We start from the raw sequence: 26,441 nt of genomic DNA on the forward strand, positions 1-26,441 counted from the left end.
GGCAAGGGGGTCCCGCCTTCCGCCGGGTGGGCGAGCGCGCCGTCGCGGGGGACATCCCGCCCACTCCGGTCGGCATCGGTCTCAGGTGGAGTTCCCCTGACTCGCGACCGTCGTCTCGATCCTGTCCAGCCGGCGGATCAGGATCTCGGCCGGCTCCGCCTCAGCCATGTCGTCGGCCTGCGGAACGTTCCTGTCTTGAGGCGTCATCGAACACCTTCCGCTGTTCGTCGGTCCGAACCTCGCGCGAGAACATCCCAATGGTCGGTTCTCTTACTCGGCCGGTCAAGGCTCCTTTGCTCCGGCCGTCACTCCGGCGCCGGCGGCGCCGCGTACGTCGCGGCCGGGGCCGCCGGGGCCGCCGGGGGCGTCGGGGTGGCCGGGACGACCGGGGTGCCGCAGACGGGGCATCCGGGGCGCGGAGGATGGCGCACCAGCACGTGATGGTCGGGTGCGATGAGGTTCAGCCCCACCAGCGTCCCGACGGCCGGCTCGGGAACCCCGGTGATCAGCGAAACCACCGCGTGGGCAACCAGATTGCCCGAGATGCCGGCGGAGGCGGCCACCACGCCGGGCCCGCCGAGATCCACCGGCAGACCGGGCCTGCGGCGGCGCGCCTCGCCTTCCGTCAGGCACTCGTAGCAGGCCCCGCGCCCCGGGGCGAAGGTGCCCGCCGTGACCAGCGGGCCGTTGTAGCCGCCGCCGACCCACGGCACACCCGCTCTCGCGCAGATCCGGTTGGCCCAGATCCGGATGCCGTGCCCCCGGGGCTCGTCCGCGCAGAGGGCCAGCACGTCCTGGCCCCGTACGACGGACAGCAGGTCGGCCTCGCTCGAGATCAGCCTCCGCTCGCCGGTGACCTGGATGTCGGAGTTCACCCGGCGCAGCGCCTCGACGGTGGTGTCCACCTTGGCGTGGCCGAGGTCGTCCTCCGTGTAGAGGACCTGCCGGTTGAGGTTGGACAGCTCCACCACGTCGGCGTCGACGCAGTGGATCCGGCCCACCCCGGAGGCGGCGAGCGCCCACGCGGCGTGGCTTCCGGTCCCGCCCAGGCCGAGCACCACGACACGGGCGGCCTTCAGCCTGAGCTGCGCCTCCCAGCCGTGGGCCCGGGGTGTGAGGTCCACCTGGTGGAAGAAGGCCTGGCTCCTGCCGTACCGTTCACGCTCCCGCTCGGTGAGCTCCTCGGGGGCCGTGGCCGAGGCGTCCTCCACATGGCCTGACGCGATGAGCGCCGCCACGATCCTGGACGCCTCCGGCCCGGACAGGCCGGGGAGCCGCCGGCACACGGCGTCGGCGATGTCGGCCGGCGTCCGCGTGCCGTCCATGAGGGTCAGCGCGGTCCACGCGCCCCCCGTGGGATCGATGATCTCCGTGGCGAGCCCGTATATCTCCCCGCCGATGCGTACCGTCCCGTCGTCGAACCTGAACGGCTCATGCCTCTTCTTGACCCGTGGCCGCAGCACCATTGCCCGTTCCCCTCGCGTACGGACGAGCGGGACGGGTCGTCCGTCCCGCTGTCAGCTCGTCGTCACGCACTCGGAACCGGGGGCCGGGGTAGATCGGGCAATCGACCCAAACCGGTTCTACTCTGACAAATCATCACCAGGGCGTACGGATTTCAAGTCCTAAAGGGTTGCGGTGCGGTGACGGCATGATCCGCACCGGCGGCCGGTGCGGACCAGGCCGGGCCCGGGACGGGGACCTCTGTCCGGTGGGGATGCGGGCAGAGATCAGGTGCGGTGCCAGTGCGTGTGGTGATGGCGGTGGCGGTGGCGGCGGATGCCGAACACCATGGTGAACAGCCAGACGAAGAACAGCAGCTTGGCCACGCCGAGCAGCGGCCAGCCCACGCCCGTGACGAGGGCGGTGACCAGCAGGGCCGCCAGAATCAGGAACGCGATCGGCGGAGCGCCGTGCCGCGCCCCGCGCGGAGGCCGGCCGGGCCGTCCTCGCCGGGCGGCGGCCAGATGCCATCCCCAGGTCGCGAGGTCGCCGTGGCGTCCCGGCCATCGCGGATCGCCGGGCAGGCCGGACAGGCCCGCCACGGGATCGCCGTGGTGCCCGGCCGGCCGGCCGGGGCCCTCCCAGGGAGCGCCCTGCCGGCCGCGCCGGGGTTGCGCGCCCTCGGGCCTGGGCAGATCGGCGGTGAGCGGGCGCAGGTCGCCGGCCGTGCGGGCCGACAGAGCGCTCTCCACGCGCTCGTCCAGCTCTTCGCGGGTGATGCGGCCCTGCGCGAACGCGTCGTGCAGGACCCGCGTCACCTCGTCGCGCTCGCTGTCTCCAATTCGTAGATCGTCCGGAGAGGACATCTGCTCACTCCTCGGCGGGGTCGCCGTCGGCCAGGATCTGATAGAGCTTGCGCCGGGTCTCGGCCAGCACCTGCTTGGCCTGACGGACCTGTCCGTCCGTGCCTCCCTGGGCGATCTGGAACAGCGCCGACGCCGCCTGGCGGGACAGGTCGAACAGCTCGTGGACATTGTCCCCGATGTCCGGTGTCATGTCCTCCCAGGGGGCGCGGGTCTCGTCCTCGTGCTCCGCGATGTAGGCACGGCCGGCCTCGGTGAGCTGGAAGGTCTTCCGCCCGTCGGTCTCCTCCGCGCGGACCAGGCCCTCGTCGGTGAGCTGCTGCAGGGCCGGGTAGACGGCGCCCGGGCTGGGCTTCCAGCCGCCCTCGCTGCGCTGGGCGATCTCCTGGATGATCTGGTAGCCGTTGCGCGGCTCCTCCGACAGCAGCGCCAGGATGGCCGCGCGGACGTCGCCGCGCTTGGCCTTGCGGCCCCGCCCGAAGCCCCGCCCGCCGAACGGATGGTGGCCGCCGACTCCGAACGGCCCCAGGCCGCCTGGGCCACCCGGACCGAAGCCGCCCCAGGGGCCGCCGCGTCCCCTCGGCCCGCCCCTGTGCCGGTGCTCCTCGGAATGGCCGGCGTCGTGGTGCTCGTGCTTCCACATGGCTGCTCCTCTCATGGCCTCATGGACGATGTGCCGCATCGCGCGGCGGATGTCGTGCGGGTCGGCCCAGGGGCCGCCCATCGTGTGGCTGGAACCCATTCGTGTCTCCGATCAGACGTTCCACGACCTGTTCTCGATGCTTCAAAGATATATCGCTAGTGTTCCGACCGCAAGCCGTTCCGTCGATTCCATGGAAGTGACACAGCTCACGGGGAAAGTTTTCGCGGCCCGGGAACATGGTCCGAGACCGGGGCGTTATCTGGCATGAAGGCGGGATTGTTCTGCTCTGAGAGGGCTGGGGGGTGCTCTTGGAGCGGGACGATCCCGTCTTGTCATTCCGGGGGACGGCTCACGGAAGTGTCTTCCCGGCTCGTCCGCCGACCGGCGTCGGCCCCATACGGCCTAGTGGCCGGTCTGCTCCCGGCGTGCGCCCTTCCGGACGGCCGGAGCGACACGTGTGGCGCCGGATGGGTGCTTCGCGGATTTTGTCGGTGCCTTGCCGTACAGTCTCCAGGCGTGATCTTGTCATGATGGGGCATTCGCACGCCCTGAGCGGAGCGGCGGTGTGGCTGGCGGTGGCTCCCGCCCTGGTCGCCCTGCCGGGAGTACTGGGACCGGAGTTCGCGACGGTGACGGGGCCGATCCTCACGCCTCCCGAGCTCGTCGCCGGAGCCGTGATCTGCGCGGGCGCAGCGATGCTGCCCGATCTCGACCATCCCAGCGCCACGATCGCGCAGACGTTCGGCCCGGCCACCTACCTCCTCAGCAGGGGAGTCAACGCGATCAGCGGGGGTCACCGGCACGCCACCCACTCCCTGCTGTTCGCCGCCTTCGCCGGGGTGGGCGTCCACCTCCTCGCCGGCCGGTACGCCGTCGGACGGGAGATCGTGGTCGTCCTCATGATCGGGCTCGCGCTCCGCGCCGTGGGCTTCGGGGTCCCGGGCAAGACGCTCACCTCGGCGGCCGTCAACGTGGCGATGACCGCCGGGCTGTACCTGACGTTCTACTCGCTCGGGGTGACCTACTCCTGGCTGGGGATCGCCATCGGGATCGGCTGCCTGGTCCACGTCATCGGCGACTGCCTGACCGAGCGGGGCTGCCCGGTGCTGTGGCCCATCAAGGGCCGGTGGCTCCTGCCGTTCGACATCGGGATCAAGACCGGCAAGACCTTCGAGAAGCAGATCCTCGGCCCCGCCCTGTCGGTGGTGGTCATCGCCCTGCTCTGCTTACGCCTGATGCCCGCCTGATGCCCGCCTGACCGGTTCTGGCCCGCGAGGGCGCGCCGGGCGTACGGGCCGCTCGTGCGCTCGTGCGCTCGTCTGCGCCTACTGATCGGTAATTTGATGTCGAGATATCTGAGGCGATATCTTGATATCGAGACATCTTGTCGCCATGGCGGGTGAGGGACACCTGGCTGTCCGGAACGTCCCAAGGGTGCGGCAGGATGCATAAGCGAACTTCTGACACAAGCCCGGAAACCTGGGGAGGCGAACTTCGTGTCCGCGAACAGCTTCGGCAGCCGTGACACGCTGCACGTCGGCGACGCGTCGTACGAGATCTACCGGCTGGACGCCGTCGAGGGGTCGGCGCGCCTCCCGTACAGTCTCAAGATCTTGCTGGAGAACCTGCTGCGCACCGAGGACGGCGCGAACATCACCGCCGACCACATCCGCGCCGTCGCCGGGTGGGACCCGAACGCGGCGCCCAGCGTGGAGATCCAGTTCACCCCCGGCCGGGTGATCATGCAGGACTTCACCGGCGTCCCCTGCGTCGTGGACCTCGCGACCATGCGTGAGGCGGTGCGCGACCTCGGCGGCGACCCGGCGAGGATCAACCCGCTCGCGCCCGCCGAGATGGTCATCGACCACTCGGTGATCGTCGACTTCTTCGGCGGCGCCGACTCCTTCGTTCGCAACGTCGAGCGGGAGTACGAGCGCAACCACGAGCGCTACCAATTCCTGCGGTGGGGCCAGACCGCGTTCGACGAGTTCAAGGTCGTCCCGCCCGGCACCGGCATCGTCCACCAGGTGAACATCGAGCACCTGGCCCGCGTCGTGATGACCCGCGACGGCAAGGCGTACCCGGACACCTGCGTGGGCACCGACTCCCACACCACGATGGAGAACGGCATCGGCGTCCTCGGCTGGGGCGTCGGCGGCATCGAGGCGGAGGCCGCCATGCTCGGCCAGCCGATCTCGATGCTGATCCCGCGGGTGGTCGGCTTCAAGCTCACCGGCAAGCTGCCCGCGGGCGCGACGGCGACCGACCTGGTGCTCACCATCACCGAGATGCTGCGCAAGCACGGCGTGGTCGGCAAGTTCGTCGAGTTCTACGGCGAGGGCGTGTCCAGCGTGCCGCTGGCCAACCGCGCCACCATCGGCAACATGAGCCCGGAGTTCGGCTCCACCTGCGCCATCTTCCCGATCGACGGGCAGACGATCGACTACCTCACGCTCACCGGCCGCTCCGCCGAGCAGGTCGCGCTCGTCGAGGCGTACGCCAAGGAGCAGGGCCTCTGGCTCGACCCGTCGGCCCCGGAGGCCGAGTTCTCTGAGTACATCGAGCTCGACCTGTCGACCGTCGTGCCGTCGATCGCCGGGCCCAAGCGCCCGCAGGACCGTATCGCGCTGTCGGAGGCCAAGTCCTCGTGGCGCGCGGCGGTCCGCGACTACGCCGCCGGCGACAGCGTCCAGGGCCCGACGGACGAGTCGTCGGCCGAGTCGTTCCCCGCGTCCGACTCCCCGGCGATCTCCCACGGAAGCAACGGCGACGCGCCGCACCCGGCTCCGCGCAACGGCGACCGGCCGCACCGGCCGACGCCGGTCACGCTGGCGGACGGCACGTCGTTCGAGATCGACCACGGTGTCGTGACCATCGCCGCGATCACCTCCTGCACCAACACGTCCAACCCGTTCGTCATGCTCGGCGCGGCCCTGCTCGCGCGCAACGCGGTCGACCGCGGCCTCACCCGCAAGCCGTGGGTGAAGACCTCGCTGGCCCCCGGCTCGCAGGTCGTGACCGGCTACTTCGAGCGGTCAGGGCTCCAGCCGTACCTCGACAAGCTCGGCTTCAACCTGGTCGGCTACGGCTGCACCACGTGCATCGGCAACTCCGGGCCGCTGGACCCGGAGATCTCCGAGGCGATCCAGTCGGCCGACCTCGCGGTGACCGCGGTCCTGTCCGGCAACCGCAACTTCGAGGGCCGGATCAACCCCGACGTCAAGATGAACTATCTGGCCTCCCCGCCGCTGGTCGTGGCGTACGCGCTGGCCGGGACCATGGACATCGACCTGAACAACGAGCCGCTGGGCACCGGGTCGGACGGGAAGCCGGTCTTCCTCGCCGACGTGTGGCCCTCTCCGGAGGAGGTCGCCGCGGTGGTCGGCGACTCGATCGGCCAGGACATGTTCCTGCGGGACTACGCGGACGTGTTCAAGGGTGACGAGCACTGGCGGTCGCTGCCCATCCCGACCGGGAACACCTTCGAGTGGGACCCGTCGTCCACCTACGTCCGCAAGGCGCCGTACTTCGAGGGCATGCCGGCCTCGCCGGAGCCCGTCACGGACATCACGGGGGCTCGCGTGCTGGCCCGGCTGGGCGACTCGGTCACGACCGACCACATCTCGCCCGCGGGCTCGATCAAGCCGGACTCCCCGGCCGGGCGTTATCTGCGCGAGCATGGGGTGGAGGTCAAGGACTTCAACTCGTACGGCTCCCGCCGGGGCAACCACGAGGTGATGATCCGCGGCACCTTCGCCAACATCCGCCTGCGCAACCTGCTGCTCGACGGCGTGGAGGGCGGCTACACCCGTGACTTCACCAAGGGCGGCGAGCAGGCGTTCATCTACGACGCGTCGCAGAACTACCAGGCCGCCGGCATCCCGCTGGTCGTCCTGGCGGGCAAGGAGTACGGCTCGGGCTCGTCGCGTGACTGGGCGGCCAAGGGCACCGCGCTGCTCGGCGTCCGCGCGGTGATCGCGGAGTCGTACGAGCGCATCCACCGCTCGAACCTCATCGGCATGGGCGTGCTCCCGCTCCAGTTCCCCGAGGGGCAGAATGCCGCCTCCCTGGGCCTCGCGGGCGAGGAGACCTTCGACATCGTCGGCGTCGAGGAGCTCAACAACGGCACGACGCCGGCCACCGTCACCGTCCGCGCCGGCGACGTCGAGTTCGAGGCCGTCGTGCGCATCGACACCCCTGGTGAGGCGGACTACTACCGCCACGGCGGCATCATGCAGTACGTCCTGCGCTCGCTGCTCGCCAAGAGCTAGAGTGCCGCCGAAGGCCGTCCGGGGTGGCCGTCATCCATCCCGGACGGCTTTCGCTACAGCATCTCGTGGATCCACTCGGCGATCTCCGACAGCACCTCGGGAGGAACGCCGCCGATCCTCGTGCCGAACCGCTCTGGGGAGATCGCGCGGACCTGCTCGGTCATGGCCCAGCTCGCCTTCGGCAGGCCGGTGCCCTCCGGCGCTATCTCGACGTGCGTGTCCCAGCCGCGAAACCGCGTGCTCAGGGGAACGGCGAGAATCGGGTCCCACACGGTCCTGTTGACGCGATCATTGCTGACCACGACAGCAGGGCGGTCGTATCCCTGCTCCCGTCCGATCGGCTCGCCGAGGTCGGCCCACCAGATGTCGCCCTGCCTAACCTTCACGGTGCTCCTCCGGGAAGTCGATCAGTCCCTCCCACTCCGGGGCTATCCGCCTGGATCGCGAGGGCCCGCCGAGCCACTGGTCCCTCTCCTCGATGTACTCCGCCCAGCTCTCCGGATCCTCCCGCCGCGTCCGCTCCATCTGCTCCGCGACGCGTTGCCAGCGGAGCTTCCTCCGGTGTTCCTTCACGGCGTCTTCCACCAGTGCCGTCATGCTCTTGCCCTCCTGTTCCGCGAGTTTCGCGATCATGTCCCGGAGATCGGAACTGACCCGGATCGTGGTGTGCTTCTGATCGGCGCTCATACATAAGAATCTACGTCCGTGTCTACAAAACTCGCTACCGCTTCGCGCCATGAGTAGGCTACGCGCCCTGTGATTACTCTCGCAACACATTTCGATTACTGACGGTGATTGTCTGGCTTAACGGGCGTACGGCCGTGAACGGGATAACCGGTTGCCCCGTGGCGGTGCCGCGCGGCTAGGGTCCACGCTCATGAGTCACGAGATGTTCGTCCTGCTCGCCGGCGGCCTGGCGGTGTTCGCCGGGGCCGTGGTGCAGGGCGGCGTCGGCTTCGGGCTCGGTCTGGTCGCCTCGCCGCTCATCGCCCTGCTGGACCCCACCGTCATGCCGGGAGCGGTACAGGTCGTCAACGCCACGCTGCCGCTTTTCACGCTGGCCGCCGAGTGGCGGCGGGTGGACTGGCGCGGCTTCGGCTTCGCCCTGCTGGGCAGGCTCCCGGGCAGCGTCGCCGGCGGGCTGGTCGTGGTGTACGTGAGCACCCGGGCGCTCGGCGTCCTCGTCGGGGTGATGGTGGTGGCCGCCGTGGCTCTTACCGCGCGGTCGGCGGTCATCCCGCGGAACCGGGGCACTCTGGTGGGCGCCGGATTCCTGTCCGGCATCACGGGAACCGCGACGGGCATCGGCGGGCCGCCGATGGCCCTGGTCTACCAGAGCGCGAAGGGGCCGCGGGTCCGCGCCACGCTCGCGATGTTCTTCCTCGCGAGCGCCCTGCAGTCCCTGGGAATCCTGGCCGCGGTCGGACGCCTTCCGGCGCGGACGCTCGGGGCCGGGGCGGCGCTCATCCCCTTCATGGTCGCGGGCTTCCTGGTGTCGGGCCCGCTGCGGCGCTTCCTGGACGGCGGGCGGGTGCGGGCCGGGATCCTGGTGGTGGCGGCCGTCTCGTCCTTCGTCCTGATCGCGCAGAGCCTGGCCGGTTAAGCATGCGTTTCCCGATTGTTACCGCCTGCAACAACTTTGACCGCCGGAGGTCTGGCGCGGGGCGCTCGGGACGGAATACGTTGCCGCAAACAACATTCAAAGAATCGGTCGAGCCGAGAACCGGCGAAAGCCGTTCTTCCTCCCGGTCAGAGCTCGGCCGGGCCTCAGTGACACAGACCCCCACGCCACGCCTCGAGTGGCCATCTTCTGCAGAAAGGACCCGGTGCACCCATGCGCAAGGGGATCCTCGGCCTGACCGCCGCCGCCGCGGCGCTCTCTCTCGGTCTCACCGCCTGCGGGGGCGATGACGGTGGCACGACCGGCACCCAGAGCAGCGGCTCCGCCTCGGCGCCCGCCGCCAAGCCCGGCAAGATCGGTGTCATCCTTCCCGACAGCAAGTCGTCTCCCCGCTGGGAGAGCGCCGACCACAAGTTCCTCGAAGAGGCGTTCAAGACCGCGGGCGTCGCCTACGACATCCAGAACGCCCAGAACGACAAGACCGCCTTCCAGACGATCGCCGACCAGATGATCACCAACGGCGCCACGGTGCTGCTGATCGTCAACCTCGACAGCGGCACCGGCAAGGCCGTCATCGACAAGGCCAAGGGCCAGGGCGTGCCGGTCATCGACTACGACCGCCTGACGCTCGGCGGCGGCGCCTCGTACTACGTGAGCTTCGACAACACCAAGGTCGGCACCCTCCAGGGTGAGGGCCTGGTCAAGTGCCTCACCGACAAGAAGGTCGACAAGCCGGTGATCGCCGAGCTCAACGGCTCGCCGACCGACAACAACGCGACGCTGTTCAAGGCCGGTTACGACGCAGTGCTCCAGCCCAAGTACGACTCTGGCGAGTACATCAAGGGCCCGGACGAGTCCGTGCCGGACTGGGACCCGCGCAAGGCCGGCACGATCTTCGAGCAGATGCTGACCTCCAACTCCAAGATCACCGGCGTGCTCGCGGCCAACGACAACCTGGGCAACGCCGCCATCACCGTGCTGAAGAAGCAGAAGCTCAACGGCAAGGTGCCGGTGACCGGTCAGGACGCCGGCGTCCAGGGCCTGCAGAACATCCTCAACGGTGACCAGTGCATGACGGTCTACAAGGCGGTCCGCAAGGAGGCCGAAGCCGCGTCCGGCCTGGCCGTCGCGCTGGCCAAGGGCGAGAAGCCGACCGTCAGCGGCGTCACCAAGGACAGCCAGACCGGCCAGGACGTCCCCTCCGTCCTGCTGGACCCGCTTCCGGTCACCGCCGAGAACGTCAAGGACGTCGTCGACGACGGGTTCGTCACCAAGGAAGAGCTGTGCGCGGGCGAGTTCGCCGACAAGTGCGCCAAGGCCGGAATCCAGTAGCTACACGGTCCGGCACGGCACGCGCCCCCCGGGGACGGCCCGTCAAAGGGGCCTCCCCGGCGGGGCGCGCAGGCCATACCGTAAGTGTCTGAGGAGCAAAGTGTCATCCCAACCCGTCCTGGAGATCCGCGGGCTCGACAAGAGCTTCGGTCCGGTGCAAGTGCTGCACAACGTGGGCCTGTCCGCCAACGCCGGTGAGGTAACCGCCTTGGTCGGCGACAACGGCGCCGGCAAGTCCACACTCGTCAAGTGCATCGGCGGCACCTACGCGGCCGACTCAGGGGAGTTCCTGTTCGACGGCAAGCCCGTCCATGTGACCAGTCCCCGTGAGGCGGCCGACCTCGGCATCGAGATCGTCTACCAGGACCTCGCGCTCTGCGACAACCTCGACATCGTGCAGAACATGTTCCTGGGCCGCGAGAAGAAGAGCGGCATGGTCCTCGACGAGGCCACGATGGAGCAGATGGCGGCCAAGACGCTGGACGGCCTGTCCGTCCGTACCGTCAAGTCGATCCGCCAGCACGTCTCCAGCCTCTCCGGCGGTCAGCGCCAGACGGTCGCCATCGCCAAGGCGGTGCTGTGGAACAGCAAGGTCGTCATCCTCGACGAGCCCACAGCGGCCCTCGGCGTCGCGCAGACCGCCCAGGTGCTTGAGCTGGTCCGCCGCCTGGCCGACAACGGCCTGGCCGTCATCCTCATCTCGCACAACATGAACGATGTCTTCGCCGTCTCCGACCGGATCGCGGCGCTTTACCTGGGGCGCATGGCCGCGCAGGTGAAGACGGCCGACGTCACCCACTCGCAGGTTGTCGAGCTGATCACCTCGGGCCGCAGCGGTGAGCTCGGCCTGAAGAACGGTAACGGAGTCACGGCATGAGCACGACGACGCTTCCCGGGCAAGAGGCCGCCGCGCAGTCCCCCGGCATCGGCGGCAGCGTCCGCGGCTACCTGGCGCGCGTCCGTGGCGGTGACATGGGCGCCCTGCCCGCCATCCTCGGGCTGGTCGTGCTCTGCACGATCTTCGCGATCCTGCGGCCGGTGTTCCTGTCCGCGATCAACTTCGCCAACCTGCTCACGCAGGGCGCCGCGATCAGCCTGATCGCGATGGGCCTGGTCTTCGTGCTCCTCCTCGGCGAGATCGACCTGTCGGCCGGGTACACCAGCGGCGTCTGCGCGGCGGTGCTCGCCGTCACCATGACCAGCAACGGCCAGCCGTGGTACATCAGCGTCGCCGCGGCGATCCTGACCGGAGTGGTGATCGGGTTCGTGCTCGGCGCGCTGGTCGCCAAAGTGGGCATCCCCTCGTTCGTGGTGACGCTGGCGGCGTTCCTCGCCTTCCAGGGCCTGCTGCTCGTCCTGGTGAACGAGGGAAACAACATCGCGATCCGCGACCCCACGATCATCGCGATCGAGAACAAGTACGTGCCGCCGGCGCTGGGCTGGGCCATCTACGTCGTCTGCGTGGCCGCCTACGCCGCTGTGCAGATCGTGCGGGCGCGGCGCCGCTCCGGGCGCGGCCTGGTGGCGGACCCCGCGACGTTGATCGCCGTCCGCGTGGGCGCGCTCGCGGTCCTCGGCGGGCTCGCCGTCTACGCGCTGAACCTGGAGCGCAGCCGCAACGCGCTGCTGGTCTCGCTCAAGGGCGTGCCGATCGTCGTCCCCCTCGTCCTCGCGCTGCTGGTGTTCTGGACGTTCGTCCTGCAGCGCACCGCCTTCGGCAGGCACATCTACGCGGTCGGCGGCAACGCCGAGGCGGCCCGCCGCGCGGGCATCAGGGTGGACCGCATCCGGGTCAGCGCCTTCGTGCTCTGCTCGGGCATGGCCTCGATCGGCGGCATCGTCCTCGCCTCCCAGGCGAGCTCGGTCGACCCCAGCACGGGCGGCAGCGACGTGCTGCTGTTCGCGGTCGGCGCCGCGGTGATCGGCGGCACCAGCCTTTTCGGCGGCAAAGGACGGGTGCTCGACGCGATCCTGGGCGGTGCCGTGGTCGCGGTCATCAACAACGGCATGGGCCTGATGGGCTACAGCGCGAGCGTGAAGTACATCGTCACCGGCTCGGTCCTGCTGCTGGCCGCCGGGGTCGACGCCCTTTCCCGCAAGCGCGCCGCCGCCTCGGGACTCAGGTAATCCCCGCCGCTCACCGGGTCTCGCGAGAGGCCCGGTGAAGTGGTGCCCGTCAAGCCGAGCCGCAATGCCGATGCACCACGGCGGCGCCACCGGAAGACGGGTGAGGACCGTGGCGCGGCTGCCGTCGTGGCGGAGCCCCGCGGGCGGCCTCACGCCGCCCCACCCCCCGTCTGCACCGCACGAGGAACCAGAGGACCACGGATGATGCGCGCGGGCCCCTCACAGGAGGAGATCCGGCGCCACAACCTCGGCGTCCTCCTGCGCCACGTCCACCTGGGCGGGCCGACCTCCCGGGCGGAGCTGACGAGCCTGATGGGGCTCAACCGCAGCACCATCATGGCGCTCACGGCCGACCTGACGGCGGCCGGCCTGGTCCGCGAGGAGCTGCCCGGGGACACGGGGAAGGCGGGACGGCCGTCGCTCGTGGTACGGCCGGAGACCGCCCGGGTGTACGTGCTCGCCTTCGAGGTGGGGGTCGACCGGCTGGCCGCGGCCAGGATCGGCCTGGGCGGCGTGATCCTCGACCGCCGCGAGGCCGTACGCGAACGCGAGCCGTTCGACATGGGGCAGATCGTGGGGACGCTGGCCGGCTTCGCGCGGCAGATGCAGCGCGAGACCAGGGACGACACGGTCTGCGTGGGTGCCGCGGCGGCGTTCTGCGGCGCCGTGCGCAAGGCGGACGGCTTCGTCAGGATCGGGCCCAACATCGGTGCCGAGGAGGCCCCCTTCGGGGAGGAGCTGTCCAGGAGCATCGCGCTCGGCCTGCCGGTCTCGGTCGGCAACGACGCGAACCTCGCCGCCCTCGCCGAGCAGACGCGGGGCGTCGGCGCCGGCTGCCGCGACCTCGTCTATCTGCACGGCGACGTGGGCATCGGCGGCGGCATCGTGGTGAACGGCCAGCTGCTCGGCGGGGCCGGCGGATACGGCGGCGAGATCGGCCACATGGTGGTCAACCCCGACGGGCGGCTCTGCGGCTGCGGCTCCCGCGGCTGCCTGGAGGCCGAGGTGGGGGAGCGCGCCCTGCTGGAGCACGCCGGCCGGTACGGCGAGGCGGTGGGCAGGGACGGCGTGCGCGCCGTGGTGGACGCGGCCGACCGGGGCGACGTGGTGGCCCAGGACGCGATGCAACGGGTGGGCAACTACCTCGGCCTCGGCGTCGGCAGCCTGATCAACGTCTTCAACCCCGAGATGGTGGTGTTCGGAGGCATGCTCAGGGAGATCTACCTGGGCTCCGCCGCCCAGGTGCGCAGCCGCATAGCGGCCGGGACGCTGGTGGCGACGCGGGAGCACGTGCGGCTGCGCACCTCCGCGCTCGGGGACGACGCCACGCTCATGGGGGCGGCCGAGCTCGCGTTCACGCGGGTGCTCGCCGACCCCCTGGAGGCGCTGTCACGCCTCACGCCGTGAGGCCGCGCCCCATCCCCAGGTTAAGCACAGATCAACAGAAGCCGTGCAGGGTATGTCGAGGTTCACGGCAGTCTCTGGAGAACCGGACCGTCCCGCGAACTAGACTCGATCTGTTCGACGGCGAGCAGGAGAGGATGAGCGGTGGGGATTCTGGAGACGATCAAGGACCCACTCGACGTGAAGGGCCTGGTGGCCCATGAGCTGTCACAGCTCGCCGCCGAGATCCGTGAGCTGCTGATCTCCTCGGTCGCCCGGGACGGGGGCCACCTCGGCCCCAACCTGGGCGTCGTGGAGCTGACCATCGCCCTGCACCGCGTCTTCGACTCGCCCCGCGACCGCATCGTCTTCGACACGGGCCACCAGGCGTACGTGCACAAGATGCTGACCGGCCGCGCCGGGGACTTCGGCACCCTGCGCCAGGAGGGCGGCCTGTCCGGCTACCCGAGCCGGGCGGAGTCCGAGCACGACGTCATGGAGAACTCCCACGCCTCGACCGCCCTGTCGTACGCCGACGGGCTGGCCAAGGCGTTCGCGCTGCGCCGGGAGACCGGCCGCACGGCGGTCGCGGTGATCGGCGACGGCGCGCTCACCGGTGGCATGGCCTGGGAGGCGCTGAACAACATCGCCGGCCGCAAGGACCTGCCGCTGATCATCGTGGTCAACGACAACGGCCGGTCCTACTCGCCGACGATCGGCGGCCTGGCCTCGCACCTGTCGTCGCTGCGGATGACCCGGGGCTATGAGCACACGCTGGAGCTGATCAAGAACAACCTCGGCCGGGTGCCGTTGGTCGGCCCGCCCCTCTACGACACCCTGCACGGCATCAAGAAGGGCATCAAGGACATCCTCGCCCCTCAGGTGATGTTCGAGGACCTGGGGCTGAAGTACGTCGGCCCGATCGACGGCCACGACGAGGAGGCGGTCGAGGCCGCCCTCCGCCGGGCCAGGGCCTTCCGCGGCCCGGTCATCGTGCACGTCCTCACCCGCAAGGGCCAGGGCTACTCGCCCGCCGAGAACCACGACGAGGACTGCTTCCACTCGCCGCAGCCGTTCGACCCGCTGACGGGGGAGGAGCGGCCCAGGGCGCACGGCTGGACCAACGTGTTCGGCGAGGAGATCGTCAAGATCGGCGCGGTGCGTGAGGACGTCGTGGCGATCACCGCGGCGATGCTCCACCCGACCGGGCTGGCCGCCTTCGCCGAGGCGTACCCCGAGCGGACCTACGACGTGGGCATCGCCGAGCAGCACGCGCTGACCAGCGCGGCCGGCCTCGCGCTCGGGGGCCTCCACCCGGTCGTGGCGGTCTACGCCACCTTCCTCAACCGGGCCTTCGACCAGCTCCTCATGGACGTCGCGCTGCACCGCCTGCCGGTCACCGTCGTGCTCGACCGCGCGGGCGTCACCGGCGACGACGGGGCCAGCCACAACGGCATGTGGGACCTTTCGATCCTCCAGGTGGTCCCCGGCCTGTCGATCGCCGCGCCGCGCGACGGCGTACGGCTGCGCGAGGCCCTGGGCGAGGCCGTCGCGATCGACGACGGGCCGACCGTGGTGCGCTTCCCGAAGGGCGCCCTGCCCAAGGACATCGACGCGGTCGGCAAGCTCGGCGACATGGACGTGCTGCGCGCCGGCGACGCCGACGTGCTGCTGGTGGCGGTGGGGCCGATGGCCCAGGCCTGTCTCGAGGCGGCCGACCTGCTCGACGCCCAGGGCATCTCGGCGACCGTCGTGGACCCGCGGTGGGTCAAGCCGCTGGACCGGGCCCTCGTCCTGGCGGCCCGCGCGCACAAGCTCGTGGCCGTGGTGGAGGACAACGGCCGGGTCGGCGGGGTCGGCGACGCGGTGGCCCGCCTGCTGCGCGACGCGGACGTGGACGTGCCGGTGCGCACCTTCGGCATCCCGCAGCGCTTCTTCGACCACGCCAAGCGGGCGAAGATCCTCGGGGAGATCGGCCTGACCGCGCAGGATCTGGCGCGGGAGATCACCGAGGCCGTGGCCCGGCGCTCGCCCGTGCTGGAGAGCCACCCCGGACGGCAGGTTCAGACAACAGACTGAGCGACCGGCGCGTAAATCCGCCGGTTCCGGGAAGTCAGCAGGTCATCCGTGGGATGAGGAGCCTGCTGATGAGTGTGTTCCGGACCAAGACGGTGGAGCAGTCGATCGAGGACTCCGAGAGTGGTGAGCACCGTCTCAGACGGAGCCTCAGCGCCCTCGACCTGACGGTGTTCGGTGTCGGCGTCATCGTCGGCACCGGCATCTTCGTGCTGACGGGGGTCGCCGCCCGCAACACCGCCGGCCCCGCGGTCGCTCTTTCGTTCGTGGTCGCCGGGATCGTGTGCGGGCTCGCCGCGCTGTGCTACGCCGAGTTCGCCGCGACCGTCCCCGTGGCCGGGTCGGCCTACACGTTCGCGTACGCCACGATCGGGGAGTTCCCCGCCTGGATCATCGGCTGGGACCTCATGCTGGAGCTGGCGCTGGGCGCCGCCGTGGTCGCCTCGGGCTGGTCGGGATACTTCGCGTCGCTGCTGAAGAACTTCGGGATCTACCTGCCGGAGTCGATCGCGGGCGAGCACGCGGTGGTCAACATCCCCGCGGCCGTCATCGTGCTGCTGCTGACCGGCGTCCTGGTGCTCGGGATCAAGATGTCCGCCCGGTTCAACGCGGTCATGGTGGCCATCAAGATCATCGTCGTTCTCCTGGTGATCGTCGCCGGGCTGTTCTTCATCAAGAGCGCCAACTACCAGCCGTTCATCCCGCCGTCCCACGCGATGGAGAGCGAGGACGGCCTCAAGGCTCCGCTGATCCAGGTGCTGTTCGGGGTGCAGCCCGTCGCCTACGGCGTCTTCGGCATCTTCACCGGCGCCGCGCTGGTGTTCTTCGCCTACATCGGCTTCGACGTGGTCGCCACGGCCGCGGAGGAGACCCGGCGCCCGCAGCGCGACCTCCCGATCGGCATCATCGCCTCGCTGGTGATCTGCACGATCCTGTACGTCGCCGTGTCGCTCGTGGTGGTCGGCATGCAGCACTACAGCGATCTGAGCGTGTCGGCCCCGCTCGCCGACGCGTTCCGGGCCGTCGGCGAGTCGTGGATCGCCACGTTGATCAGCGTCGGCGCCATCGCCGGCCTGACGACGGTCGTGATGATCCTCATGCTCGGCCAGAGCCGCGTGCTGTTCGCGATGTGCCGCGACAACCTGCTGCCGCGCGGGCTCGCCGCCGTGCACCCCAAGTTCCGCACGCCGTACCGGATCACGATCATCATCGGCGTCGCGACCGCGCTGCTCGCCGCGCTCATCCCGCTCAGCGCCATCGCGGAGCTGGTGAACATCGGCACGCTGTTCGCGTTCGTGATCGTCGCGATCGCGGTGGTCGTCCTGCGCAGGACCCGTCCGGAGCTGCCCCGCTCGTTCCGCACGCCGCTCGTGCCGCTGGTGCCGATCGTTTCGGTACTCGCCTCGATCTACCTGATGCTGAACCTGCCGGTGGAGACGTGGCTGCGGTTCCTGATCTGGATGGTCGTCGGCAGCGTCCTGTACTTCCTGTACGGCTACCGGCGCAGCCGGGTGGGCGACGGCACTACGCGGGAACCAGTCCTCGAAGCATGAGGACGGCTCCTGCCCCGGCCAGCAGGACGCCGCTGCCACCCAGAAGCAGGCGGTAGCCGCGCGGGGTCAGCCGGTGCCGTCCGGCCCCGACCGCCCAGGCGAGCACGACCTTGGAGCCCACCAGGACGAGGTAGAAGCCGCCGGTGAACGCGAGTGCGGACCCCGGCGCCCTGCCCCAGGCGGCGACGAACACCGGCGACCCGACGGCGATCCAGAACAGCCACGGATGGGGGTTGAGCAGGTTGACGACGACGCCGCGCAGCACCTCCCGTGTGGAGGAGGGGGCGGCGGCGCCTGGCCGGGGAGGCTCGGCCGTACGGGCCTCCCTCACCGTGGACGCCCCGAGGTGGATCACGTAGAGGCCGCCCGCGACCGACAGGACGCGCAAGAACGCGCCTGGCAGGGCACCGACGGCGGTGACGGTGAGCAGGACGACGGGCAGGTCCGACAGCAGCGGCACGCAGGCCAGGCGCAGCCCCGCCCGGAAGCCGCCGCGCAGGCTGGCCGTGATGACGAGGGTCAGCAGCGCGCCCGGCGTGACGCCCGCGCCCAGGCCGAGGCTGAGCCCCAGCAGCAACTCCTGCACGCCCGCCCCCCGTCTCGATCCTCGCAGAGGCTATCGAGGGCCCCGTGTACCGGCGAATCCGAGCCCCAGGCCTGGACGCGGGGAGAACCGTGGTCCCCGCCACAGCCGGGTCTTCGCGGCTCTGTGGCGTCTGGCCCTCTGGAATTGATCGGACGACAGCACGGCACGTGGAACGCTTAAGCAATGCTCGGTGATTGCCGCCTTATCTCGGCTTTGCGATGGAAACCGGGCAGTGGCTGGATTACAGCCATGGCCGAAGCCGGGAAAGTGGTCTGCCGAATGGGCCCTTGATGCTGCTGTGACGGAGAGACTAGTCAAGCCGGGCTTCAAACTGGCCGCTTGGGATCATTTGCTTCGGGCGGGTAAACGAAATGTGCGGTATGGGCGTCAAGTGCGGCTCTTGTCGCTTAACTTCTTGAGTACGCCGGATCGAGGTCAACGACCCGGCGCACTCCCGCCGAAGGGCGATTCCCTCAGCCGTAAACTGGGCGTTTACGCTGACCATTCTACCTGCTCGTAACAAGGTGGGCTGGGCTTTGGGGTGGTCCCTTCGGCTGTTTCCGACTCGAAGGGGTTAACGCCATGAAGCTGGGCAGAACCGCGCTCCTGCCGATCGCCGCACCGATCACGGCCGTGGTGGCTTGGCCCGACCATCCCTGGGTGAGCGTCGCCATAGCTGTCGCGTGTGCCGTATCTCTGGCTGTCCTACTCGTCGTCTTCGCCTGCCGGGGTGGAACCGTCACCCTCAGCGCGGGCAGAGGTGACGGCCGGAAGGCCGCGATTGTTCGCGTACCCGCACGGCGTAGGAGACAGGCTCGCTGATCCAGTCAGAACCGGGTGCCGGGTAGTGCTGCCCTGCACCCGGCCGCCGTTGCTGCCTATGCAGGAATGTCATCCCGGTAGCGCTCGCCTCGGGCAAATCGCCCTCTCTCGAATTGGATCAAAGCTTCGTCCGAACCTGTTGGAGCTCTACACGCAGCTCGTCCCAGGGGAAGGGGACCGCTACTTGCGCGCCCGAATTCGGTGCGGGAAGACGATCCCAATCGAGGATTATCCGTACGCCCCACTCTTTGAGCCGGGCCACACTCTCAGGAAAGACGGGGTGTCTCGCAAGGGCGTGGTTGGGCCAGGGTACGGCGATGATCGGCAGGCGGAGACCGAGGGCTTCGTTCAGCAGGCCCAGCGCCAGAGTGTCGCTGATGCCCTGTGCCCACTTGTTGGTCGTGTTGAAGGTGGCGGGGACAACTGTCATGGCGTCGGCAGGGGGCAGCACATCCGGCTCCTCGGGCCGCTTGTAGTCGCGCCGTACGGGATAGCCGGTGAGTGTGCCGAGTCGTTCGGCGTCGATGAACTTGGTTCCTGACGGCGTCGCGATTACGCAAACCGTCCAGCCGTCGGACTGTAGGCGTTCGATGAAACCGGGGAGGTCACTCGCTGGCTGGCCCCCGCAGGCGATCACATACAGAACCGGCTTGCCTTCTGCCATATCCCGCTGTCCTCCATTCCTTTGCGATCACCGTCGGTTACTATCCGCTGACGAGCTTCGGCGTGGGGCTCGTTGCACCTGTTCGCCTCCATCGCCTGCGCGAACTGTCCGCAGGCCGACGGGGCCGTCCATACGTGAGACGGAATGGCTTCCTACGGTCAGGACCGAGGAGCTCTGGCAACGCCTGCTAAGCGGGCAGGCCCGATAATCCCAGCTTCACCACGATGAGCCGCCGCGCCGGTGGGGCGCGGCGGCTCGGGGCGGTGATCTGGGTCAGGCGGGCACGGGGGCACCGAAGGAGGCCACCCCGGGTTCCAGGAAACGGGAGCCGGTGACCTCCTCCGAGATGCCCGTCCGGTCCAGGTACGGCGTGATGCCGCCGGTGTGGAACGGCCACCCCGCGCCGAGGATCATGCACAGGTCGATGTCCTGCGGCGCGGCCACCACACCCTCGTCCAGCATGAGCCGGATCTCCTCCGCGAGGGCGCGCAGCGCGCGCAGCCGCACCTCCTCGGCGGTGGACGGGCGCGTGCCGCCCTCGAACAGGGCCCGCGCCTCCGGGTCGATCGAGAAGTCCGGCGCGTAGAGCCCCGGCTTGCCGGCCGCGACGAGCTTCGCCAGGTTCTCCGACACTCCGAAGCGGCCGGGGAACGCCTCGTGCATCGTCTCCGCCACGTGCAGCGCGACGGCGGGCCCGACGAGCTGCAGCAGCGCGAACGGCGTCATCGGCAGGCCCAGCCCGTCCAGCGCGTGGTCGGCGGTCTCCAGCGGCGTGCCCTCGTCGGCCGCCGCGATGACCTCGCCCATGAAACGGGTCAGCAGCCGGTTGACCACGAACGCGGGCGCGTCCTTGACCAGCACCGACGACTTCTTCAGCGACCTGCCGGCCGCGAACGCCGTCGCCAGCGTCGCGTCGTCGGTGGCCTCGCCACGCACGATCTCCAGCAGCGGCAGGATCGCCACCGGGTTGAAGAAGTGGAAGCCGACGACCCTTTCCGGGTGCCGCAGCCCGGAGGCCATCTCGGTGACGGACAGCGAGGACGTGTTGGTGGCGAGCACGCACGTGTCGGAGACGACCTCCTCCACCTCGGCGAAGACCTTCCGCTTCACCCCCATGTCCTCGAAGACCGCCTCGATGACGAAGTCGGCGTCGGCGAACGCGTCCTTGGTCAGTGAGCCGGTCACCAGGGCCTTCAGCCGGTTGGCCTGGTCGGCGGAGATCCTGCCCTTGGCCAGCAGCTTGCCGATCTCGCCGTGCACGTAGCCGACGCCCTTGTCGAGGCGGGCCTGGTCGAGGTCGGTCAGCACGACCGGCACCTCCAGGCGGCGGGCGAACAGCAGCGCGAGCTGGGAGGCCATCAGCCCGGCGCCCACGACGCCGACCTTGGTGACCTTCCTGGCCAGCGACCTGTCCGGCGCGCCCGCCGGCCTCTTGGCCCGGCGCTGCACGAGGTCGAAGGCGTACAGCCCGGCCCGCAGCTCGTCACCTGTCAGCAGGTCGGCCAGCGCCTCGTCCTCGGCGGCGAAGCCCTCGTCCCGAGACGCCGTACGGGCGAGCGCCATCAGGTCGAGCGCCCGGTACGGCGCTGGGGAGGCGCCGCGCAGCTTGAGGTCGACGAGCCCCCGAGCTTGCTCGATCACCGGCGTCCAGTCCGGGGCGGTGTGGTCGGCGCGGTCCACCGCCACGTCGCCGCGCAGCACCTGGGCCGCCCAGCGCAGCGACTCCTCCAGGAAGTCGGCCGGCTCGAACATCGCGTCCGCGATCCCCAGCTCGAAGGCGTCCCGGCCCTTGATCATCCGGTTCTGCGACAGCGGGTTCTCGATGATGAGCCTGACGGCCTTGTCCGGGCCGATCAGCCGGGGCAGGAGCTGGGTGCCGCCCCAGCCCGGCACCAGGCCGAGGAAGCACTCAGGCAGTGCGATCGCCGGGACGCCCGACGACACCGTGCGGTAGGCGCAGTGCAGCGCGATCTCCAGCCCGCCGCCCATCGCCGCGCCGTTCACGAAGGCGAACGAGGGCACCGGCAGCTCGCCGAGGCGGCGGAACACGTGATGCCCGAGGGCGCCGATGGCCAGGGCCTCCTCGCGGGAGGAGACCGCGGCCGCGCCGTTGAGGTCGGCGCCCACCGCGAAGATGAACGGCTTGCCGGTCACGCCGACCGCGGCCAGGTCCGACCTGGCCGCGATGGCGTCGAGGGCCTGGTCCAGGGCCAGCAGGCCCTTCGGGCCGAAGGTGTTCGGCTTGGTGTGGTCGAGGCCGTTGTCCAGGGTGATCAGCGCCATCGTGCCGGCGCCGTACGGCAGCTCGACGTCGCGCACGAGGGCGTTGGTGACCACCTCGTCGGCGTTCTTCCCCGCGAGGAGGGACTTCCAGTGCTCGACGTCGCTCATGCGATGTTCTCCCAGATGACCGTGCCGCCCATGCCCATGCCGACGCACATCGTGGTGATGCCGTACCTGACGTCCGGGTGCTCGGCGAACTCCCGGGACAGCTGCGTCATCAGGCGCACGCCCGACGACGCGAGGGGGTGGCCGAACGCGATCGCCCCGCCGTACGGGTTCACCCGGGGGTCGTCGTCGGCGATGCCGAAGTGCTCCAGGAAGGCGAGGACCTGGACGGCGTACGCCTCGTTGATCTCGATGAGGCCGACGTCGCCGATGGTCAGCCCGGCCAGGCGCAGCGCGCGCTCGGTGGACGGGATCGGCCCGATGCCCATCACCTCGGGATCCACGCCCGCGAAGGCGTAGGACACCAGGCGCATGCGGGGGGTCAGCCCGAGCTCCCCGGCGACGTCCTCGGCGGCCACGATGCAGCCGGTGGCGCCGTCGTTGATGCCCGACGCGTTGCCCGCGGTGACCCGGCCGTGCACGCGGAACGGGGTCTTCAGCCCGCGCAGGCCCTCCAGGCTGGTGCCGGGACGCGGCGGCTCGTCGGCCGTGGCCAGCCCCCAGCCCTCGGCGGCCTTGCGGGTCGCCACCGGCACCAGGTCGCGCTGGATCACGCCGTCGGCGTACGCCTTGGCGACCTTCTCCTGCGAGGCGACGGCGTACGCGTCGGCCCGGTCCTTGGTGATCGACGGGTAGCGGTCGTGCAGGTTCTCCGCCGTCATGCCCATCACGAGCGCGGAGCCGTCCACGAGCCGCTCGGACAGGAACCTCGGGTTGGGGTCGACGCCCTCGCCCATCGGGTGGCGTCCCATGTGCTCGACGCCGCCGGCGATCGCCACGTCGTACGCGCCGAAGGAGATGCCGCCCGCGACGGTCGTGACGGCGGTCATGGCGCCGGCGCACATGCGGTCGATCGCGTACCCGGGGACGGACTTCGGCAGACCGGCGAGCACCGCGGCGGACCTGCCGATGGTCAGGCCCTGGTCACCGATCTGGGTGGTCGCGGCGATGGCCACCTCGTCCACCCGCTCCGGGGGAAGGCTCGGGTTGCGCCGCATCAGTTCGCGGATGACACGGACGACAAGGTCGTCGGCACGCGTCTCGGCGTACAGGCCTTTGGGGCCCGACTTGCCGAAAGGCGTCCGAACGCCGTCGACGAAGACGACTTCACGGGACGCAGGCACGGGTTCGCTCCTACTGGTCGGTAGCTTCCACCTCATATGCTACTGATCAGTAACCAGTTTCGCGATCCGGGGTCAGACCTCCCCCTTGATCTCCAGACGTTCGAGCGCCTTGGCCAGGGGATGGACGGTCAGCCCGATCTGCCACTCCCGCGCGCCAAGCTCGCGCAGCCGCGCCGCCACCGAGCTCTCCGACAGGTCGGCGGGCGGCTCCCACGTGAGCCGGCGTACGGCGTCGGGCTGCAGCAGGTTCTCCGTCGGCATGCGGTGCTCGTCGGCCAGCGCCGCCACGACGGTGCGCGCGGCGGCGAGCCGCTTGGCCGCGGCCGGGTCGCGGTCGGCCCAGCGGTTGGCCGGGGGAGGGCCGTCGCCGGGCCCGACCGGCTGGGGCAGCACGGCCTCCGGCATCGTACGTGCCCTGGTCACCGCGGCGAGCCAGTCGCGCAGGTGGCGCCGGGCGCTGCGGCCGGTGAACGGCGCGATCTCGGTCAGGGCCTTGGTGGTGCGCGGCTGGTCGAGGGCCGCCTGCACGATCGCGGAGTCCGGCAGGACCCGGCCGGGCGCCAGGTCGGCCTCCCGGGCGATCTCGTCGCGCAGCGTCCACAGCTCGCGGACGACGGCGAGGCCGCGCAGCGTGCGGACGCGGTGTATGCCGGAGGTGCGCCGCCACGGGTCGCTTCTCGGGGCGGCCGCGGGTGCCCCCAGGATCGCGGAGAACTCCTCCATGGCCCACTCCAGCTTCCCGCTGGTGCCGAGCTCGGCGTGCAGCACGTCGCGCAGCTCGACGAGCACCTCGACGTCGAGCGCGGCGTAGCGCAGCCAGTCCTCCGGGAGGGGGCGGGCCGACCAGTCGGCGGCCGAGTGGCCCTTCTCCAGTCGCAGCCCGAGGACCACCTCCACCATCGTCCCGAGCCCCACCCGCTCGTAGCCGAGCAGCCGCCCGGCCAGCTCGGTGTCGAAGAGCCGCCGGGGCCGCAGCCCCAGCTCGGCCAGGCAGGGCAGGTCCTGGTTGGCCGCGTGGAGCACGACCTCCGCGCCGTCCAGGGCGCGGTCGAGAGCGGTCAGGTCGGGGCAGGCGATCGGGTCGATCAGCGCGGTGCCCGATCCGGCCCTGCGCAGCTGCACCAGGTAGGCCCGGCCGCTGTAGCGGTAGCCGGAGGCGCGCTCGGCGTCCACCGCCACCGGACCGGCCCCGCGGGCGAAGGCCTCGACGACGGACGCGAGGGCGGCCGCCTCCTCGATGACGGGCGGTATCCCCTCGCGTGGCTCCAACAGCAGCTGGATCTCTGGTTCTGTCACGGGCTATGGGACTTTCGGATCTTCTCGGCGGGCGGGGCGCGGGTGCAGCGAGGCGACGTCGGGCGGCAGCGGCGGGATGCCCGCGGCCAGGCACATCAGGTCGCACCAGGCGGCCACGTGCGCGGTCAGGTCCTCGTCCAGAGGAGACCAGGAGGCACGCAGCTCCAGCTCGGTCGTGACCGGGTCGTCCGCCTTGCCGCCGAACCCCTCCGACACCGCGCGGGTGACGGTGCCGCCCACGGCGGCGTACGTGGCGCCGTGCCCGTCGAGGGCCTCGGTGAGCCAGCTCCAGGCGACCGGCCCCAGCAGCGGGTCGGTGGTGATCTCCGGCTCCATGTCGGCCCGTACGTAGGCGACCAGGCGGAACTGCCCCTCCCAGCCCCGCTGGCCGTCGGGGTCGAACAACATGATGAGGCGGCCGACGGCCAGCTCGTCGTCGTCGCGGTAGACGGAGGCGCCGACCGCTCCCGAGTACGGCGCGAGCCGCTGGGGCGCCGGGATGTCCTCCAGCTCTATCTCCGGGCGCACCTCGGCCGGGCGCAACGTCTCGAGCGCGCGCCTGAAGGCGGCGGGAGGCGCCGGTGGTTCACCGAGGGTCATGACCGAAGCGTAGGTCGGAGTCGGGAGCGCACGAAGCAGGGGGGTGGCTGCGGGGGGCATGGGTCGTCGTCAAGCCGTGGCCATCGCAAGCAGCGGGCGGCGCCCGCCTGAGGGGCGCACCCGTTCCTGCCGGATACTCCGGCCGTCCGCGCGGGGTCGCCGCTCGGACGCGCGTTCGGACGCGCGGCCGGCGGCGTGGCCGGCCCAGCGCTCAGTGCGGCGTTCGGGGGAACTCCACATCGAAGTCATCGCTCCGGGGCCTCTCGTCGGATCCACGGTCGTGTCGGTTGCTCGGGACTGATCCGACGTTGGCACGTCCCGCCGACATTTCCCCGCATCGCGCTCGGCGTGTCTCGAAAGTGGTATTGGAATCGATGCCGGAAGCGCGATTGGCGAACATATTGCCGAGCAGTGAGATGACTCACAGGGAGGGATGAGGTTCACCATACCGATCACCGGGGCTTTACGCTCAGTTCAGGGGCTCCAGGTCGGAGGTCCGTGCCCCGGCGGGCGGTGAGGCATGGCAGTCTGGGAGCGTGAATCCCCAGCTCGCCGACTCCGTGTTCGTCCGCGCCTGCCGGCGCGAGCCCGTCCCGCACACCCCGGTCTGGTACATGCGGCAGGCAGGCCGTTCGCTGCCCGAGTACCGCCGCGTCCGCCAGGGCGTCGAGATGCTGACCGCGTGCGCCACCCCCGACCTCGTGGTGGAGATCACCCTGCAGCCGGTCCGCCGGTACGGGACCGACGCGGCGATCTTCTTCAGCGACATCGTGGTCCCGCTCAAGGCCATCGGGGTCGACCTCGACATCAAGCCGGGCGTCGGCCCCGTCATGGGGTCACCGATCCGGGACGAGGCCGGGATCGCCGCGCTGCGGCCGCTGGAGCCGGACGACGTGCCGTACGTGACCGAGGCGATCGGAGCGCTCGTCAAGGAGCTGGGGGCGACCCCGCTCATCGGTTTCGCCGGCGGGCCGTTCACGCTGGCGTCGTACCTGATCGAGGGCGGCCCGTCGAAGAACCACGACCGCACCAAGGCCATGATGTACGGCGAGCCGGACCTGTGGCACGACCTGATGGACCGTCTCACCACGATCACGCTGGGCTTCCTGCGCGTGCAGGCCGCCGCGGGGGCGTCGGCCGTCCAGCTGTTCGACTCCTGGGTCGGCGCGGTCGCCCCGCAGGACTACCGCACCTTCGTCATGCCCCACACCAGCAGGATCTTCGACGGGCTCGCCGACCTCGGCGTGCCGAGGATCCACTTCGGCGTCGGGACGGGCGAGCTGCTGGGCCTGATGGGCGAGGCCGGGGCCGACGTGGTCGGCGTGGACTGGCGGGTGCCGCTGGACGAGGCCGCGCTGCGGGTGGGGGCGGGCAAGGCCCTGCAGGGCAACCTCGACCCCGCCATCCTGCTCGCCCCCTGGGAGGTCGTGGACGACCGGGCGCGCGACGTGCTGGACCGCGGCCGGGTGGCCGAGGGGCACGTGTTCAACCTGGGCCACGGCGTGCTGCCCTCGACCGACCCCGACCAGCTCGCGCGGCTCACCGACCTGGTCCACGCCGCCTCCGCCCGCTGACCCCGGCGCCTGAGG

Annotated in this window: 22 protein-coding genes; 10 read left to right on the plus strand and 12 right to left on the minus strand. The window is 70.4% G+C overall.

Annotation, left to right across the window (positions count from 1 at the left end):
- Nucleotides 1-81: 81 nt before the first annotated feature.
- The 4 genes from AB0B72_RS17215 to AB0B72_RS17230 all read right to left on the minus strand — a co-directional run bounded on the left by AB0B72_RS17215 (nucleotide 82) and on the right by AB0B72_RS17230 (nucleotide 3,048).
- Complete coding sequence (locus tag AB0B72_RS17215; protein ID WP_367739768.1) at nucleotides 82-207, minus strand: hypothetical protein; 126 nt, start codon at nucleotides 205-207, stop codon at nucleotides 82-84.
- A 98-nt stretch (nucleotides 208-305) separates the two neighbouring features.
- Nucleotides 306-1,466 carry a ThiF family adenylyltransferase gene (locus tag AB0B72_RS17220; RefSeq protein ID WP_367739769.1) on the minus strand — a complete coding sequence of 387 codons (1,161 nt, stop codon included), beginning with the start codon at nucleotides 1,464-1,466 and terminating at the stop codon, nucleotides 306-308.
- A gap of 264 nt (nucleotides 1,467-1,730) precedes the next feature.
- Nucleotides 1,731-2,309 carry a DUF1707 domain-containing protein gene (locus AB0B72_RS17225; RefSeq protein ID WP_367739770.1) on the minus strand — a complete coding sequence of 193 codons (579 nt, stop codon included), beginning with the start codon at nucleotides 2,307-2,309 and terminating at the stop codon, nucleotides 1,731-1,733.
- 4 nt (nucleotides 2,310-2,313) lie between these two features.
- Nucleotides 2,314-3,048, minus strand: a complete 735-nt coding sequence (locus AB0B72_RS17230; protein ID WP_367739771.1) for a PadR family transcriptional regulator — start codon at nucleotides 3,046-3,048, stop codon at nucleotides 2,314-2,316.
- 428 nt (nucleotides 3,049-3,476) lie between these two features.
- On the opposite strand from AB0B72_RS17230, the gene AB0B72_RS17235 reads away from it, so the two are divergent.
- Nucleotides 3,477-4,196: a metal-dependent hydrolase gene (locus AB0B72_RS17235; protein WP_367739772.1), complete on the plus strand. Its 720-nt coding sequence runs from the start codon at nucleotides 3,477-3,479 to the stop codon at nucleotides 4,194-4,196.
- Between the two features lie 249 nt (nucleotides 4,197-4,445).
- Complete coding sequence (locus tag AB0B72_RS17240; protein WP_367739773.1) at nucleotides 4,446-7,220, plus strand: aconitate hydratase; 2,775 nt, start codon at nucleotides 4,446-4,448, stop codon at nucleotides 7,218-7,220.
- A gap of 53 nt (nucleotides 7,221-7,273) precedes the next feature.
- Here AB0B72_RS17240 and AB0B72_RS17245 read toward each other — a convergent pair whose 3' ends face one another.
- Together AB0B72_RS17245 and AB0B72_RS17250 are read right to left on the minus strand one after the other, a co-directional pair.
- Complete coding sequence (locus AB0B72_RS17245; RefSeq protein WP_367739774.1) at nucleotides 7,274-7,606, minus strand: type II toxin-antitoxin system PemK/MazF family toxin; 333 nt, start codon at nucleotides 7,604-7,606, stop codon at nucleotides 7,274-7,276.
- Complete coding sequence (locus tag AB0B72_RS17250; RefSeq protein ID WP_367739775.1) at nucleotides 7,596-7,907, minus strand: ribbon-helix-helix protein, CopG family; 312 nt, start codon at nucleotides 7,905-7,907, stop codon at nucleotides 7,596-7,598. Before AB0B72_RS17250 ends, AB0B72_RS17245 begins: the two co-directional genes overlap by 11 nt.
- Nucleotides 7,908-8,097: 190 nt before the next feature.
- Here AB0B72_RS17250 and AB0B72_RS17255 point away from each other — a divergent pair, with 190 nt between their 5' ends.
- The 7 genes from AB0B72_RS17255 to AB0B72_RS17285 all read left to right on the plus strand — a co-directional run bounded on the left by AB0B72_RS17255 (nucleotide 8,098) and on the right by AB0B72_RS17285 (nucleotide 17,312).
- Nucleotides 8,098-8,823, plus strand: coding sequence for a sulfite exporter TauE/SafE family protein (locus AB0B72_RS17255; RefSeq protein WP_367739776.1), 726 nt, complete (start codon nucleotides 8,098-8,100; stop codon nucleotides 8,821-8,823).
- Nucleotides 8,824-9,054: 231 nt separating this feature from the next.
- A complete protein-coding gene (locus tag AB0B72_RS17260) occupies nucleotides 9,055-10,173 on the plus strand; it encodes a sugar ABC transporter substrate-binding protein (RefSeq protein WP_367739777.1) in 1,119 nt (372 codons plus the stop codon).
- Between the two features lie 100 nt (nucleotides 10,174-10,273).
- Nucleotides 10,274-11,050, plus strand: coding sequence for an ATP-binding cassette domain-containing protein (locus AB0B72_RS17265; RefSeq protein WP_367739778.1), 777 nt, complete (start codon nucleotides 10,274-10,276; stop codon nucleotides 11,048-11,050).
- Entirely contained in the window at nucleotides 11,047-12,300 is a 1,254-nt protein-coding gene (locus tag AB0B72_RS17270) for a sugar ABC transporter permease (RefSeq protein ID WP_367739779.1), read from the plus strand. The genes AB0B72_RS17265 and AB0B72_RS17270 overlap by 4 nt, the downstream gene beginning before the upstream one ends.
- Before the next feature lie 201 nt (nucleotides 12,301-12,501).
- A complete protein-coding gene (locus tag AB0B72_RS17275) occupies nucleotides 12,502-13,707 on the plus strand; it encodes an ROK family protein (protein WP_367739780.1) in 1,206 nt (401 codons plus the stop codon).
- Between the two features lie 141 nt (nucleotides 13,708-13,848).
- On the plus strand, nucleotides 13,849-15,762 hold the full coding sequence (gene dxs / locus AB0B72_RS17280; protein WP_367739781.1) for a 1-deoxy-D-xylulose-5-phosphate synthase: 1,914 nt from the start codon (nucleotides 13,849-13,851) through the stop codon (nucleotides 15,760-15,762).
- A 68-nt stretch (nucleotides 15,763-15,830) separates the two neighbouring features.
- A complete protein-coding gene (locus AB0B72_RS17285) occupies nucleotides 15,831-17,312 on the plus strand; it encodes an amino acid permease (RefSeq protein WP_367739782.1) in 1,482 nt (493 codons plus the stop codon).
- On the opposite strand, the gene AB0B72_RS17290 is transcribed toward AB0B72_RS17285, so the two are convergent.
- The 6 genes from AB0B72_RS17290 to AB0B72_RS17315 all read right to left on the minus strand — a co-directional run bounded on the left by AB0B72_RS17290 (nucleotide 17,284) and on the right by AB0B72_RS17315 (nucleotide 24,852).
- Nucleotides 17,284-17,898, minus strand: coding sequence for a LysE family translocator (locus AB0B72_RS17290; protein ID WP_367739783.1), 615 nt, complete (start codon nucleotides 17,896-17,898; stop codon nucleotides 17,284-17,286). The genes AB0B72_RS17285 and AB0B72_RS17290 overlap by 29 nt on opposite strands.
- A gap of 940 nt (nucleotides 17,899-18,838) precedes the next feature.
- Complete coding sequence (locus AB0B72_RS17295; RefSeq protein WP_367739784.1) at nucleotides 18,839-19,384, minus strand: flavoprotein; 546 nt, start codon at nucleotides 19,382-19,384, stop codon at nucleotides 18,839-18,841.
- Nucleotides 19,385-19,657: 273 nt separating this feature from the next.
- Nucleotides 19,658-21,775 (minus strand): 3-hydroxyacyl-CoA dehydrogenase NAD-binding domain-containing protein, encoded by a 2,118-nt coding sequence (locus tag AB0B72_RS17300; RefSeq protein WP_367739785.1) that lies wholly within the window; start codon nucleotides 21,773-21,775, stop codon nucleotides 19,658-19,660.
- Nucleotides 21,772-22,956: an acetyl-CoA C-acyltransferase gene (locus AB0B72_RS17305; protein WP_367739786.1), complete on the minus strand. Its 1,185-nt coding sequence runs from the start codon at nucleotides 22,954-22,956 to the stop codon at nucleotides 21,772-21,774. Before AB0B72_RS17305 ends, AB0B72_RS17300 begins: the two co-directional genes overlap by 4 nt.
- A gap of 72 nt (nucleotides 22,957-23,028) precedes the next feature.
- Entirely contained in the window at nucleotides 23,029-24,252 is a 1,224-nt protein-coding gene (locus AB0B72_RS17310) for an HRDC domain-containing protein (RefSeq protein WP_367739787.1), read from the minus strand.
- Between the two features lie 3 nt (nucleotides 24,253-24,255).
- Nucleotides 24,256-24,852, minus strand: coding sequence for a DUF3000 domain-containing protein (locus AB0B72_RS17315; RefSeq protein ID WP_367739788.1), 597 nt, complete (start codon nucleotides 24,850-24,852; stop codon nucleotides 24,256-24,258).
- A 536-nt stretch (nucleotides 24,853-25,388) separates the two neighbouring features.
- Between AB0B72_RS17315 and hemE the strand changes: the two genes are divergently transcribed.
- A complete protein-coding gene (gene hemE, locus AB0B72_RS17320; RefSeq protein WP_367739789.1) occupies nucleotides 25,389-26,426 on the plus strand; it encodes a uroporphyrinogen decarboxylase in 1,038 nt (345 codons plus the stop codon).
- The last annotated feature ends 15 nt before the right edge of the window (nucleotides 26,427-26,441 follow it).

Source organism: Microbispora sp. NPDC049125 (assembly GCF_040802045.1).
Taxonomy (GTDB): Bacteria; Actinomycetota; Actinomycetes; order Streptosporangiales; family Streptosporangiaceae; genus Microbispora.

Bases quoted from the DNA above. Each gene is read 5' to 3' on its own strand.
- AB0B72_RS17300 (WP_367739785.1), bottom strand. From the start codon at position 21,775: ATGAGCGACGTCGAGCACTGGAAGTCCCTCCTCGCGGGGAAGAACGCC.
- AB0B72_RS17275 (WP_367739780.1), top strand. From the start codon at position 12,502: ATGATGCGCGCGGGCCCCTCACAGGAGGAGATCCGGCGCCACAACCTC.
- AB0B72_RS17295 (WP_367739784.1), bottom strand. From the start codon at position 19,384: ATGGCAGAAGGCAAGCCGGTTCTGTATGTGATCGCCTGCGGGGGCCAG.
- AB0B72_RS17215 (WP_367739768.1), bottom strand. From the start codon at position 207: ATGACGCCTCAAGACAGGAACGTTCCGCAGGCCGACGACATGGCTGAG.
- AB0B72_RS17225 (WP_367739770.1), bottom strand. From the start codon at position 2,309: ATGTCCTCTCCGGACGATCTACGAATTGGAGACAGCGAGCGCGACGAG.
- AB0B72_RS17250 (WP_367739775.1), bottom strand. From the start codon at position 7,907: ATGAGCGCCGATCAGAAGCACACCACGATCCGGGTCAGTTCCGATCTC.
- AB0B72_RS17315 (WP_367739788.1), bottom strand. From the start codon at position 24,852: ATGACCCTCGGTGAACCACCGGCGCCTCCCGCCGCCTTCAGGCGCGCG.
- AB0B72_RS17255 (WP_367739776.1), top strand. From the start codon at position 8,098: ATGAGTCACGAGATGTTCGTCCTGCTCGCCGGCGGCCTGGCGGTGTTC.
- AB0B72_RS17260 (WP_367739777.1), top strand. From the start codon at position 9,055: ATGCGCAAGGGGATCCTCGGCCTGACCGCCGCCGCCGCGGCGCTCTCT.
- AB0B72_RS17285 (WP_367739782.1), top strand. From the start codon at position 15,831: ATGAGTGTGTTCCGGACCAAGACGGTGGAGCAGTCGATCGAGGACTCC.
- AB0B72_RS17230 (WP_367739771.1), bottom strand. From the start codon at position 3,048: ATGGGTTCCAGCCACACGATGGGCGGCCCCTGGGCCGACCCGCACGAC.
- AB0B72_RS17270 (WP_367739779.1), top strand. From the start codon at position 11,047: ATGAGCACGACGACGCTTCCCGGGCAAGAGGCCGCCGCGCAGTCCCCC.
- AB0B72_RS17220 (WP_367739769.1), bottom strand. From the start codon at position 1,466: ATGGTGCTGCGGCCACGGGTCAAGAAGAGGCATGAGCCGTTCAGGTTC.
- AB0B72_RS17235 (WP_367739772.1), top strand. From the start codon at position 3,477: ATGATGGGGCATTCGCACGCCCTGAGCGGAGCGGCGGTGTGGCTGGCG.